Annotated in this window: 12 protein-coding genes; 9 read left to right on the plus strand and 3 right to left on the minus strand. The window is 57.0% G+C overall.

Annotation, left to right across the window (positions count from 1 at the left end):
• The first annotated feature begins 3 nt into the window (after window positions 1-3).
• Complete coding sequence (locus FRD01_RS11985) at window positions 4-588, plus strand: outer membrane beta-barrel protein (RefSeq protein ID WP_146959934.1); 585 nt, start codon at window positions 4-6, stop codon at window positions 586-588.
• Window positions 589-595: 7 nt separating this feature from the next.
• On the opposite strand, the gene FRD01_RS11990 is transcribed toward FRD01_RS11985, so the two are convergent.
• Window positions 596-1,906, minus strand: coding sequence for a serpin family protein (locus FRD01_RS11990; RefSeq protein WP_146959936.1), 1,311 nt, complete (start codon window positions 1,904-1,906; stop codon window positions 596-598).
• Between the two features lie 246 nt (window positions 1,907-2,152).
• On the opposite strand from FRD01_RS11990, the gene FRD01_RS11995 reads away from it, so the two are divergent.
• From FRD01_RS11995 to FRD01_RS12030, 8 genes are all read left to right on the plus strand, one after another.
• The gene (locus FRD01_RS11995; protein ID WP_146959938.1) at window positions 2,153-3,010 is read left to right on the plus strand and encodes an MBL fold metallo-hydrolase; all 858 of its coding nucleotides are present in this window, start codon (window positions 2,153-2,155) and stop codon (window positions 3,008-3,010) included.
• 6 nt (window positions 3,011-3,016) lie between these two features.
• A complete protein-coding gene (locus tag FRD01_RS12000) occupies window positions 3,017-4,513 on the plus strand; it encodes a sigma-54-dependent Fis family transcriptional regulator (RefSeq protein ID WP_146959940.1) in 1,497 nt (498 codons plus the stop codon).
• Window positions 4,514-4,655: 142 nt separating this feature from the next.
• Window positions 4,656-5,438, plus strand: coding sequence for a CDP-diacylglycerol--serine O-phosphatidyltransferase (gene pssA, locus FRD01_RS12005; RefSeq protein WP_146959942.1), 783 nt, complete (start codon window positions 4,656-4,658; stop codon window positions 5,436-5,438).
• 2 nt (window positions 5,439-5,440) lie between these two features.
• On the plus strand, window positions 5,441-5,755 hold the full coding sequence (locus FRD01_RS12010) for a hypothetical protein (protein ID WP_146959944.1): 315 nt from the start codon (window positions 5,441-5,443) through the stop codon (window positions 5,753-5,755).
• The gene (locus FRD01_RS12015; protein WP_146959946.1) at window positions 5,752-7,176 is read left to right on the plus strand and encodes a DsbA family protein; all 1,425 of its coding nucleotides are present in this window, start codon (window positions 5,752-5,754) and stop codon (window positions 7,174-7,176) included. The genes FRD01_RS12010 and FRD01_RS12015 overlap by 4 nt, the downstream gene beginning before the upstream one ends.
• 3 nt (window positions 7,177-7,179) lie before the next feature.
• The gene (gene yidD, locus FRD01_RS12020; RefSeq protein WP_249755572.1) at window positions 7,180-7,602 is read left to right on the plus strand and encodes a membrane protein insertion efficiency factor YidD; all 423 of its coding nucleotides are present in this window, start codon (window positions 7,180-7,182) and stop codon (window positions 7,600-7,602) included.
• On the plus strand, window positions 7,602-8,450 hold the full coding sequence (locus tag FRD01_RS12025) for an alpha/beta fold hydrolase (protein ID WP_146959947.1): 849 nt from the start codon (window positions 7,602-7,604) through the stop codon (window positions 8,448-8,450). Before yidD ends, FRD01_RS12025 begins: the two co-directional genes overlap by 1 nt.
• Window positions 8,451-8,503: 53 nt before the next feature.
• Window positions 8,504-9,643 carry a GspE/PulE/PilB domain-containing protein gene (locus FRD01_RS12030; protein WP_146959949.1) on the plus strand — a complete coding sequence of 380 codons (1,140 nt, stop codon included), beginning with the start codon at window positions 8,504-8,506 and terminating at the stop codon, window positions 9,641-9,643.
• On the opposite strand, the gene FRD01_RS12035 is transcribed toward FRD01_RS12030, so the two are convergent.
• Together FRD01_RS12035 and FRD01_RS12040 are read right to left on the minus strand one after the other, a co-directional pair.
• Window positions 9,640-10,599, minus strand: a complete 960-nt coding sequence (locus tag FRD01_RS12035; protein ID WP_146959951.1) for a hypothetical protein — start codon at window positions 10,597-10,599, stop codon at window positions 9,640-9,642. The two genes, FRD01_RS12030 and FRD01_RS12035, sit on opposite strands and share 4 nt — an antisense overlap.
• Window positions 10,600-10,643: 44 nt before the next feature.
• Window positions 10,644-12,497, minus strand: a complete 1,854-nt coding sequence (locus tag FRD01_RS12040) for a heavy metal-binding domain-containing protein (protein WP_146959953.1) — start codon at window positions 12,495-12,497, stop codon at window positions 10,644-10,646.
• Between the last annotated feature and the right edge of the window lie 26 nt (window positions 12,498-12,523).

Raw genomic sequence — 12,523 nt, forward strand, 5'->3', positions numbered from 1 at the left:
GCCATGAGAAAATACAAGTTGATTCAGATGTTTTTGTTTTTAGGACTCGTTTTTGGAGCGTCGCAGGCGTGGGCGCTCGACGGCTATAAGGACCGCCGCGGGGTCTTTGGTGGCCTTGGCGTGGGCGGTGGAGTCGGTGCCTCGGAGCTCGACCAGGAAGGCGAGAGCACGGGGCTTGATGATGCCCGTGAGATGGGCTTGACCCTGCGCGCTGAAATCGGTGGCGGCTACACCAAATGGCTGACCTTCTCGGGTCAGGGCAACTGGTGGATTCGCACGGTTGAAGTCGGAACGAGAAAGCTTGAGCACCACCACTTCAACTTGTTGGCGAACGGAAACGTGTACTTCCTGGACACGCTCTACGCCACCGGCGGATTCGGCCTGGCGTATGCGGCGTTCGACGCATCAACCCTGCTTGGGACGCGCGAGTACCGTGAGATGGGCTTTGCAGCCAAAGCTGGCGTGGGTGCTGAGTTCTTCGTCAATGGCACTGTTGCAGCGGGCGTTGAGGCCACGTATACGCGCCACTTCTACTCGAACTCGTACTTCGATACGGTCGGTGGTGGCCTCGTGATGCGTTGGTACTGAGAAAGCTCTAGATATCGACAACGCGTGCGACGAAGAGAATCTGGCCGGTAGGCTTGTCCATAATCATGAACGTGAAGGGGCGGTCTGCATTGAAGTCCGCCGTGGCGGGCGCCGGCATGCCGGTCACAGCCATCATCGCGGTTGCGGCAGCAGCCTCGGTGCCGGCCTCATCCACACGAATGAAGCCTTCGTGGACCACGGCGCTGATGTGGACGGGCTCGTCCGACATAGCTGAAAAATCCGCTTTTTCCGGGTCGAAGAAGTCTTTTAGGCCCATGGTTCCGAGGGTCTCGGAAAGATCGAGCTGAGTTCGAAGCTCAAACTTTGGCAACCTCACGTTAACGCGCTGATAGTCCAGGGACCCGGTGAAGTGCTCAAGCTGAGAGAGCGTAAGGCCCGCGTCAATGTTTTGGTATTGGCCAGCCTCTGGCAAGATCACCAGCGCCACAACCTGCTCTCCCACGTACGGAATTTCCAGAACCTGGTAGCCGTCCTTTTGGGCATATCGCATCGTGTCGGTGGTGGACATGAACGAAGCCTGTTTGGCGTCTCTCTTGAGCGTGTTGAAGGTTCCTGATTTGGTAGCTTGTGTGGAAAACGGCTTTGACCACGGTGCGTTGAAGTAGACGGCGTTGGTCAGAACGGTACGCGTCGCGGGCGTGATGACGCCTTGAGCAAGAAGCTCGGGAATCTTGCCTGCGGTGGACTCGCTGATCGAGGCGTTGATGGTCTTTCGAGCATCTTCGGGCGCACCTTTGAAGTCCAGGGATTTTGCCTGCATCAGGAAATCGGTCTCGGCGGTCCTCAGGAATGGCGTCAGGAACTTGAAGTCATTCGCACCCCAAATGGCATTGGAGCTTCGGAGCCTGAACGCCAGCCCGCGGTCGGAGTCTTTCTCACGCGAGGCTAGCGCATCGTGTAGTTCACGGTAGAGCGCATAGGCGGGCGGCTCGGCGCCGTAGTGCAGAATTGCGCCTAGCTCGTCCTTTGTCCGGCCGTTGGCGCCGGCATGTGCTGCCGCCAATAGAGTGGAGACGCTATGCGGTGAGTAGACGATGTTCTCTTGAGGAAGCGCGCGGTGCATATCGAGGGCGAAGGCGTTATTGCTCCTAGAAACTTGGGCAACGCTCGGCACTGGCTTTCCTTCTGCCGGCTTCTGTGCTCGCGCATCATCCGCGACCGAAGTCGAGCGCTCTTCGGCGCTCACCCCTTCTGCGACTTGTTCAACATTTGCTGAAGGCTCCTTGGTTTCTTTGGAGGCACAGCTGGTCAAGAAGCTGAGGACGGCGACTAGTGCGGCGAGTTTGATTTTTTTCATGAGCCTTCATCTTATAAAGTTGTCTTAGCTTTGCACGTTTCGAGTCTCTTTTGGATCTAATTTCTCGCTTTGTACACGTTGGAACACCCTGTTCCAAAACAGAGCACGCAAGGCCTCCCACATCCAAAACAAGAAGCTCAAACAACCCCCGATATTGCTAGCGAAGAGACGATTCAGAGCACCATAAACAAACCTTGGCACCCAACTTGTAATACTCCGAGACAGAACCCAAAACCGGAGACCAAGATGTTAAAACTTACCACATGGGGCACTCGCGGAAGCCTGCCAACCACCTCGACTCGCTGCGTGAGATACGGTGGGGCAACCACATGCCTTGAAATCGAGCTCTTTGACACAGATTCAAACACGCCCAATCGAATCATCATCGACGCCGGAACAGGGCTAGCCGAGCTCGGGCGCCGAAAATTCAGCGAGATTGACGGGGCGCTCTTTCTACAAACCCATCTGCACTGGGACCATATCCAGGGATTCCCGTTCTTCGGCCCGCTCTTTAAGGCGGGGGCTGAGTTCCGATTCCTTGGCGCACCACGAGATTCCACGGGGCTCGAAGCGACTTTGCGCGAGCAGATGCGAGCACCAAACTTCCCTGTGAGTTTGGATATCCTGCCCTCCAAACTGGTGTTCGATGACATTGAAAGGCAGGGCTCGATGCTACTCGGCGAGCTGAGGCTTAGTTGGGATGAAATGCACCACCCAAGTGATGGGTGTACTGCATGGGCACTTGAGTATCGCGGATTCAAGGTCGTGTTTAGCGGCGACGCCGAGCTGAACCTCGGCGGTGCGAAGGCACTTGAAGCTCTGGCCCAGAACGCAGATATCCTCGTGGCCGATGCGCAGTATCTGGAACATGAGTATCCCGCTCGCGTCGGCTGGGGGCACTCCACTCCGAGTCAGGTCGTGGAAGTTGCGAAACGGGCCTCGGTGCAAAGGCTTTTGCTCACGCATCACGACCCGTCCCACGACGACGATACGCTAGACCAAAAGGCCGAGGGTGCAAGGTTGCTGGCCGGCCACATGCCGGTCTCGAACGCCCATGATGGCATGAGCATTTGCCTTGGGGCACCTCTTGCGCTGGCGTCGTGAGGCTCTATGATGAGAGAAATCGTCGAACATTATTCCAAAGGCCCTATCCGCATGAAGGACGCATTATTGTTGACGCTCTGGGAGCTCGTGGGCAAAGAAATCAGCGCCGACCAGCTCTTAAGACGCATTGTGGACGTCATGGCGCAGGAGCTGGGCGCTGAACGCGCGACGATTTTCTGGCTGGACCACGCGCGAAAAGAGCTCATCAGCATTGCGGGCCACCTTCCTGAAGTCGAAGAAATCCGCGTGCCACTTGACCAAGGCGTGGCTGGCGAGGTCGCCCGCAGCGGCAAGGTCATCAATATCTCTGAGGTCAACGCGGACAACCGAATCTGGCGCGCAGTGGACCAGGAGACCGGCTATCACACCCACACCATGTTGGCGGGCCCGCTCCTCAATCCAGAAGGCGGGGTTATCGGCGTGGTTCAGTTTCTGAACAAAGAAGGGCGTTTTGACCGAGCGGACGAGGAGAAGCTTGAGGAGCTTTCGCGCCAGGCGGCTCTACTCCTGAACGAGACGACCCTTAGTCGGGCCGGCAACCGAGCGGAGCCAGAGCTTGAGCTCGGGGCGCATTTTAATCGAATCATCGGCAATTCCGAGCCGATGCGAAGAGTTTTCAAGGCGATTCGGCGGGTGGCTCCGACGCAGGCGAGTGTGTTGCTACGGGGAGAGTCGGGGTGCGGGAAGACCTTGATTGCGCGGGCTCTTCACCACAGTTCCACACGTTCGACCGGCCCGTTTGTGGTGCTCGATTGCACGACTTTACCGGAGAACTTGGTTGAGAATGAGCTTTTTGGTCATGAGCGTGGTGCGTACACGGGCGCCACCGGGCGGGCCACGGGCAAAGTTGATGCGGCTATGGGCGGCACGCTATTCTTGGACGAAGTCGGTGATCTTCCGCTGACGATCCAGGGCAAGCTTCTGGGACTCTTGCAGGAGCGAACGTTCAGCCGTGTGGGCGGCAACCAAACGCACCGTGCGGATATTCGAGTAGTTGCTGCGACCAACCGCGATCTCGAAACCATGGTCAAAAATGGGGCGTTTCGCCAGGACCTCTACTACCGTTTGAGGGTGGTTGAGCTCGCGGTTCCGCCGCTCAGAGAGCGGGGCCAGGACGATATCGAGACGCTCGCGCACTTTTTCCTCGGTGAGTTTTCGAGAAGACACGGGCGCTCGGTTCACAGAATCTCCGCAGCAGCGATGCAGGCACTCGTCCACCATCCTTGGCCCGGAAACGTGCGTGAATTGGAGCATTGCATCGAGTCGGCCACGATCTTCTGCGAGGGCAACGAGATTCTAGAAGAAGACCTCTCATTGCCGCCTAGCACGAGGGTTTCCGGCAATCCGTTTGCTGACGAGCCGACCCTTTCCGAGCTCGAAGAGCGCTATATCGAATGGCTCCTTGAGCGGCACGACGGCAATCGCTCCGAATGCGCACGGATTTTGAACATCGGGCGCAACACGTTGATCCGCAAAATTTCGAATAACCCGTTCGATTCTTGAGCAAAGCTCGGTCTCGGGGCCCATGTGACTCAGGGGTCATCGTTGACTTTTGTGTGGTGAAACGGTACACATGCCCCTGCATTGAAGACCGCGTGGTATCTTGCGGACACGAAGGTACCCGCCAAGGATGGACTAGGCTGCTATGGATCTTAGCAAAGCTAAATATATTGCCCCGAACTCGCTAACGCTCACGAGCATTTTCTGCGGAATTTGCAGCATAAACTTGGCCCTGACCGGGGATACACCCACGGATATCATGTTTGCCGCCTGGCTGCTGGTAGTTGCGATGGTGTGTGACGCGCTCGACGGCCGCGTGGCTCGAATGACGAAGGCGGAGAGCGCGCTTGGTGTGCAGCTCGATAGCCTTGCCGATATGGTTTCATTTGGTGTGGCGCCGGCCATGTTGCTCTACGCCTGGGGCATGAAAAGCCTCGGGACGTGGGGGCTCTTCTTCGGTTTTTGTTTCACGGCGTGCACGGCCCTTAGGCTTGCGCGATTTAACGTGATGGCATCCGAAAACGAAGGCGTGATGAAGTACTTCCTTGGCCTTCCGTCACCGCTTGCTGCCGGCACGGTGGTCGCGGTGGTTTTGGCTCACGTCTCGGCTACAGGTCAGATGACGACGGGTGCAGCCACAAGCGTTGCAGCCATGGCTGTACTCCTCGGAGCACTGATGGTGTCGAATATCCGGTACCGCACATTTAAGGACGTGAACTTCCGCGGACGCGCAGGCGTCTTGGCGCTGGCCACAATCTTCCTTGCTGGTGCAGTGGCCTATACCTTCAAGCCTGGCGCCGCGTTGGTGCTTTTGATGGTGCTCTATATCGCCATCGGTCTCGTAGGCGGCGTGCTTCACTGGAGCCGCGCGATTCTCGGCGAGGATGTCGAGTATTCAGACGATGACATGATGGACGAAGAAGCCTGATCATGGAAAAGCAGTACAAGCAGGTGGTCTGGCGAGCCGGGCTTTCGCTAGCGTTTTTCGCAATTTTCCTGGTTCTTGGGGTGATGCATGCCTTCGTGGACTACGCGTGGGTTTATTATGGCGTCGTGGTCCCAGTAGTTTTGGCGGTACTCATTTTGCCTCGCGCCGTCTACCCAAAAGGTGAGCCCCTGCCCGAAGAACGCGTGTACTTCGAGCGGCTAAACCGCATGGGAATCTGGCTTACCTACACTCGCGCTCTCTATCTCGTGGTGGCGCTTGCCGTGCTTTTCGGTCTTCCTAAATTGGTACATGGATGAAAAAGAATATTTTTGCGGGTCTTTTGGCGTGTTTTGCGCTTTCGTGCGCGTCTTCTCAGCCAAGTGAGATGAAACTCGAAGATTGTGTGGGTCCCGATGTTCAGAAGGTTTTGACCTTTTGCGCCTCGCCGGATGCCGCGCTCCAGGCCACAAAAAACGTGGAATCTAAGAAGGCGTTCGCCAGTGGGGATGACTCGTTCAACCCGATTCCCGTTGGGGATTCGCATACTATCGGGCCGGCCACAGCTCCGGTGACAATCGTGATGTTCACGGACTTGCAATGTGGATTCTGCGCGCGTGCCCATAGCGAATTGAAGGCTGTTCAGGCCGCCAACCCGGAAGACGTGCGACTTGTGTTTAAGAATATGCCGCTTCCATTCCACGAGCAGGCCGTACCAGCGGCTCTAGCGGCCATGGCTGCCGGCAAGCAAGGGAAGTTCTGGGAGTTTGTGGAGCTCGCTTACGACAAGCAGACCGAGCTCGCGCCAGACTTTATCAAGGCCCACGCCGCAGGGCTCGGCCTTGATATGGAACAATTCCAGGCCGATTTTGGAAATGAGGCTGATATCGAAAAAGTCCAGGCCGACTTAAACCTAGGCGTTAAGCTCGGTGTCAATGGCACCCCGACCATGTTCATCAATGGTGTGCGCGCAGTAGGTGTGCAAACTCAGGACGAATTGCAGCGACTTGTGGCTCAACAAAAGGCATTTGTGGACGTGATGCGAAACGCGGGCGTAGACCACGAGGATATCTACTGGCGCATGGTTGCTGTGAATTATGAGGCTCCTGAAGAGCTACCAGAGCCAGAGCCAGAAGAAGAGATTCTTGAGGAGGCGCGCTACGTGCCGGTGGGAACTTCACCAGTCAAAGGACCGATTGATGCGCCTGTGACAATCGTGGTCTTCTCGGAATTCCAATGTCCGTTTTGTTCTCGAATCCTCCCAGTTTTTGAGGAAATCCACGCCAAGTACCCAGACAAGGTGCGCTTTGTTTACAAGCATTTCCCGCTAGATTTCCACCCTCAGGCGATGCCTGCGGCGCTGGCGAGTATGGCGGCTCAGGACGCTGGAAAGTTCTGGGAATACCACGATATTCTGTTCGCAAACCAGGACGCGTTGGATAACGCGAAGCTCGCTGAGTATGGGGCCGAAGTGGGTGTAGACGCTGCCGCAATCGAGGCCGCCCTGAGCAACGAGGCCTACCAAGCACGAGTCATTGAAGACCTCAAATTGGCGCAGGTCGTTGGGGTCAACGGCACGCCGACATCGTTCGTCAACGGCATCATCGTCCGAGGCGCAGTGCCGGACGGCTGGACCGAACTCATCGACTCACAAATCGAGCTCGCTGAGAGCATCAAAGACCGCGGCCTCAGTGGCGAAGACCTCTACCAGGCGTTGGTGGAACTCAATAACGCGGAGTGAGCATTGAGGCGATTTTGGCCCTTGATGTGTGTGCTCTTGTTGAGTTGTGCGGCGCCTGATTTACCGGGACCGCGTGGTGCTGAAGAGTATTCGGGCCAGATTCCATTTGGCAATTCGGCCAATCCGGCGTTGTTGGAAAGTCGCCTGGAGCACCAAAGAGAGGGAGGGCAAGCGGACGAGTCGTTGCTGAGTTCCGTGGCGAGTCTTTGGTTTGCAGTCTACCAGCACACGTGGAGTCGAGCTGACGGGCCCACCTGCCGTTTCAAGCCGACGTGTTCAGCGTTTGCGCGCGAAGCCATACAAAAACACGGCTTCAAGGGGATCGCGTTGGCCTTTGCGCGCCTTCAGCGCAACCATTCGCATCCTGAATTCTACGGGACCTCGCCGGACGGGCGCCTGAAGAATCCCGTCGAGGATTACGAGTAATGCTGCACGCGAGCCCAAAGCCAGATTATCCGGTGGTCTCAAGGTATCCCGAAGGTTTTCCAGAGGGCACCCATTGGTACGAGGTCGGCCCAGAAGGCGCCCCGGTTTTGGTCCTAGTTCACGGCTATCTGGCTCAAGCGATGGCGTGGCGGTTTGTGGTGGCCGAGCTCAGCAAACACTGGCGAGTTTTGGTCTTGGACCTGCCGGGCCACGGGCTCGACCGGAGTTTCAAGGGGATAGCGCCGACCATTGTGTCACTCAGCCATTGGCTCGAGACGATCGTGCGAGAACTTGAGAGTCGGCACGGTCGCGTAGATGTGGTGGCGCACTCACTCGGGGCGCTAATGGCGGGGATGGCGGACTTCAACTCTGGGCGCTACGTCTTGGCGAGCCCTGGGATGAGGCTTCCAAGGGCCCCAGGTGCCCCCGAAATCATCTCGAGACTCCCACCCGGACTTAACCGGCTCGTGGCGCATCAAGTGACCCTGAGGCTTTTTGAGCCGCTGCAATGGGAACACGCACGCATGAGTCGAGACGAGCGAAAAACCTACATGGAGCCGCTCAAGGAACGCGACCGCATCAAGTTTTTGATCGACCTCGGGGCCGATTTACTGCGCGAGCCCGACCGCCTAAAGTACTTAAAGCCCAAGACTAATCTGCTCTTCCTCTGGGGAGAAAAGGACCCGATGTTGCCGCTCAAGGACGCGATATTGCTGCGGGAAGCGTATGACGGCGCCGTCCTGCATGTCCTTGAAGGTGCCGGACACGCGTTGATGGAAGACTATCCGGGCCCGTTCCTAGAGCATGTTCTCGATCACTTGTTGTATACGAAACTTACCACCAAATGAATCTGTCCCTTCTATCCTCGCATCTCTGAGGTAGGATAGGAGATTGATTCAACATGAAGAACCTTGCACTGATAAAGCTTGTAGACGAGTTAGGGCTCGTCCCCAAAGCTGAGCTTGAGCACGCGCTTGAGCGGTCGGAAAAGCGAGGTACGTCTCTGATCCAAGAGTTGGACGAGCTCGGACTGATCGAAGAATGTCTTCTGGCCAAGCTCCTGGCTGATCGTACGGGCCTCCCGATGCTTCCGAGCTTGTGTGCGGAGGAGTGTATGGCGCAGGCGCTCGATGAGAGCATTGCGACCGCCATCGGGGGTGTTGCGGTGGGCCAGAAGAACGGCTCGTTGGTCATTGCTTTGTCCAATCCGCTGGCCACCTGCCCGATTGAACTAAAACGCATGGTTGGGCGGGACGTGACGATGGTTGTTGCACCTGAATCCGAAGTCCGCGCATCTTTACATCGTCTGTATGGGGTGGGGCTTCACCACCCTGGAATCTATCGAGCCATCTTGGAGGAATCCATGAATTCAGAAGCTCAAATCAATGCGGAAGAAACCGCGACCCGAATCGTTCACGCACTCCTTGTGGATGCGATTCAAGTCGACGGCGACATTCATATCATGCAAACCAAACACGGCTGGCGCGCCTGTTTGTGTGTGGGCGATGAGACCCACGAACTCTGCCATTTAAGCCCTTCTCTCTACATCGCAGTGGCTGACTATTTGAAAAGCCTCTTAGCCGATCAGGGGGCCGAGTCGGGCGAATTCCTGATAAAACTTTCGGACCTCGAGTTTGTAAGCTTCTTCTTGGATATCGACCGCGATTATTCGGGCGAACAGCTTTTTCTGGCGATGCTCGAGCATCGGATTTTGAATCCCGACACCACACGCGTCGACGTTAAGATCGAGCTTCCTGAGAGCGTGCATCAAGATTACGCGCGCGTTTCCCGCGACACACAGGTGACAGTGGGCGAGTTGATTGAGCACGCGTGGAAACTGACGCGAGATGTGGTGGATACCCCGTGTATTTGTCCTTATGTGGACCGGAACGAGAGGCTTGTATCGTCCACCGTATCTCTGAGCGCGGAGTGCGCCGACGAGATGGAGGTCGCGGCACTGAGGGCTGGTCGCTCTATCGAGTGGGTCGTGCAGAAAGTGTTGTTGATGTCTCGCGAATGCGTGATTCGGTACGCGCCTTAGGGCGTCAACTCGGAAACCACCTTCCCGGCGGCGCGCTCTATAAAATCATCAGTAATTCTGGGGATGCGCGGCATGCCGGCCACCATCTGGATGCAGTCGAACCGGTGCGGGCCACGTAAGAACCAACCAGGGAGATAGGCGACAGGTTTGAAGTCCAGATTTAACAGGTCGTCATAAGCGTCGTCGTGGTTGACGGGAACGGCCATTCGAATATCTGAGACGCCCTTCTCACGCACTTTCTCCACGAACTCACGGATAATTTCAACCGGGTATCTGCCAGCTGAATTCTCGATGGTGATATAGTTGCCTTTGGAGTGGTACGTCGGCCAGATTCGCCCCGAAATCACTACGGTTCCGGTGCCTCGTGGCGACCCAACCGGGAAGTTTTTGGGGTAGGGAATCTCGTCGGCTTCTTGTTCAAGGGCTTCGATGATTCGGGCCGCGAATGGAAGTCGCGTAATCTCATTATCTGGCGGCCGAATGCGCACGCCCTGCCCGCCTTTGGCGTCTATGAATCCCATGATCATTTCAGCATCGGATATCTGACGCGAGCCTGGCATCGGACGAAATCCCCAGCAGGTGGCGCCGATATCTCGCCCGCGGCGAAACGCCGCCTCAGTTGGGGCGCGAAAATACGCGATGCCGTAGCGTTTTAGACCGAGTCGACGCAAAGCCTCAAAAAGTGCTTTGGCCACCTGGTTTCTTTCCGGGACATCATCTACCGAAAGCGCGCCGATCTCCAGAGTTTCATTCCAGGCCTGCGGAAACGCAAGGCCCGCTCCCACAATCCGCTGTTCTTTAGACGCCACAATCATAGCCAACTCACCATCTTGGAGCAGGCGCGCGACGGTATCTTCGTCAAAGAGTTCTGGATGCGGGAAATCGGTGCCGTGGATCGCGTTGTAGAAGGCCGCGATATGCTTGGAGTGCTCAGGTTGTGCGAGGATCAACTTCATGGTGCGCTAGACTACACGCGGGTTTGGTTTGCGGGAAGACCAAATTATGCCGTTCGCATTTCCATCGGCTGGTTCAAGAGCCAGAGGCTGATGAAACTCATGACCATAAGCAAGAGTGCGGCTGCGACGAATGCACGCTGCACTTGCCGGCGATTTCCGAGCATCCGGAAGAGTGCGCGGCGAATCAGGAAGACGCCCGAGATTTGGGCGGCGAGCACCAGAATGACCTGCACGACCCAGAGAATCTCGATAGGAATCAGCATGGTGAGCGGGCTTTGTGCGGTCCCGAAGATATCCCAGCCCCAGCCGAAGGGGTCGCTGATGAGGCGGAAGAGCTTGCTTCCCTCGTAGAAAAAGTGAAGCGCGTTATGCGCCAGATGATACCCGAGCGCGAGCGGCAAAAGTGGGTACGCCATGCCGATGAAGAACTCTTTAAAGCCTAGTGTCAGGTTGCCGGAAGCCACGCGAATCAGGGCGCAGAACGCGGCGTAAATGAGCGCTAGTCCGCCGAGGAATGCAACCATGCCGATGGTGAACGTGGTCAGGTAGCCGGGGTCGAAACCGAGCGTCGAAAGGCTCCATTCACGCGCCGGCGGCACCGTGTCGTGCGACCACACGGGAATCATCGCGAGGCCATGAAAGAGCGTGATTCCAAGGATGATGAGCAAAAACCATGCTTCGTCGAGGCGTTTTCGATGCGGCCCCATGAGGTCCGCGAGCGGTGCTCGCACGTTGAGGGCGACGTTGTCGTGCGGGCAGGTTCGGATGCACTCGGTACACATGGTGCAATAGGTGTTTTCATTCATGGCGCCCATGAACTCTTCGGTGGGGCAAGGCAAGCCGCGCTCATTGCCGTGCAGGCAGTCTTTGGTTTGACAACCCGCGCAGATGTCTACGTCTCGGCGCCGAATCTCCAACATCCCGGTGGTGCCGTACTGACCGGTGACTCGCCCGACCGGGCACACCCAACGGCAGAACGACTTCTTTTCAAAGACCACCAAGGTGAGCCCGGCTAGACCCACCATGCTCAAGCCCATAAAGGCTGTGAGCGCTGGGCGGTACGGGGCTTCGTAGGCGAGCTCGATCCAGGAGACGCCGAAGAAGAACGCGCTCGCGAGGTAGAGGTTTCGCATGGTGCGCGGCCATTTCTTGTGCAGTCCAATCGGCTTTACGCGGCCTCGGATTTTAGCGGCGAAGCGCGTGATCCAGTCTGGGACAGCCATCCAGGGGCAGACGGTGCACCAGACCTGGCCCGCGAAAAACGCGAAGAAGATGAGCCCCATCCACCAGATATTCCAGGTCAAGACCGGCGCGATATTTCGCGACGGGTCCTGATTTCCGATGAGCCCCGCCACAATTACCAATACAAAAAGCGCCACAACTGGCACCTGCAACGCGAATTGCGCCCCTCGCCAGCGCAAGAATCTGCGAATCCAGCCCCATTTTAGCTCCCACCGGGGATACTTCCAGCGCTCGCGCGTGCGGCGCAAGTTTCGGGTGGGCTCCTTGAGGACCATGCCGAGCAGGAAGGTGATCAGGAATAGACCTGCCACACCGGTGTAAAAATGCGCGGAGGTCAGGCCTGGCATAAGGGCTTTTTCGGGCGGTGGTACGATGGTTTCGGCGCCTTCAAGCAGGTCGTCCGAGAAAAACTCGGATTCTACGGCTACCTTGTGCGGCACGAGATGCATGCCGCAAATCGGGCAGTCGCCGGCCTTATCAAAGTGCAGGCCATCGCATTTCATGGGGCAGATCCACTCTTTGACCTCAGAGGCGCCTTCGGAACTAGGAGCTGAATTGGATTGTGCGGGCTGGAGTTGAGCTGCGGCCGGGAAGAGCAATGTTAAGAAGACAAGCGACGCGACGAAGTAATTTCCTAAATTTCGAAGGTTGAACATCTTAACCTCTCTGGTCCACACTCGGG

Origin of the sequence: Microvenator marinus (assembly GCF_007993755.1) — a bacterium.
In the GTDB taxonomy this organism is placed as follows: domain Bacteria; phylum Myxococcota_A; class Bradymonadia; order Bradymonadales; family Bradymonadaceae; genus Allomicrovenator; species Allomicrovenator marinus.

Coding starts and splice junctions, on each gene's coding strand:
- FRD01_RS12025 (WP_146959947.1), top strand. CDS start 7,602: ATGCTGCACGCGAGCCCAAAGCCAGATTATCCGGTGGTCTCAAGGTAT.
- FRD01_RS12030 (WP_146959949.1), top strand. CDS start 8,504: ATGAAGAACCTTGCACTGATAAAGCTTGTAGACGAGTTAGGGCTCGTC.
- pssA (WP_146959942.1), top strand. CDS start 4,656: ATGGATCTTAGCAAAGCTAAATATATTGCCCCGAACTCGCTAACGCTC.
- FRD01_RS11995 (WP_146959938.1), top strand. CDS start 2,153: ATGTTAAAACTTACCACATGGGGCACTCGCGGAAGCCTGCCAACCACC.
- FRD01_RS12040 (WP_146959953.1), bottom strand. CDS start 12,497: ATGTTCAACCTTCGAAATTTAGGAAATTACTTCGTCGCGTCGCTTGTC.
- FRD01_RS12010 (WP_146959944.1), top strand. CDS start 5,441: ATGGAAAAGCAGTACAAGCAGGTGGTCTGGCGAGCCGGGCTTTCGCTA.
- FRD01_RS12015 (WP_146959946.1), top strand. CDS start 5,752: ATGAAAAAGAATATTTTTGCGGGTCTTTTGGCGTGTTTTGCGCTTTCG.
- FRD01_RS11990 (WP_146959936.1), bottom strand. CDS start 1,906: ATGAAAAAAATCAAACTCGCCGCACTAGTCGCCGTCCTCAGCTTCTTG.
- FRD01_RS11985 (WP_146959934.1), top strand. CDS start 4: ATGAGAAAATACAAGTTGATTCAGATGTTTTTGTTTTTAGGACTCGTT.
- FRD01_RS12035 (WP_146959951.1), bottom strand. CDS start 10,599: ATGAAGTTGATCCTCGCACAACCTGAGCACTCCAAGCATATCGCGGCC.
- FRD01_RS12000 (WP_146959940.1), top strand. CDS start 3,017: ATGATGAGAGAAATCGTCGAACATTATTCCAAAGGCCCTATCCGCATG.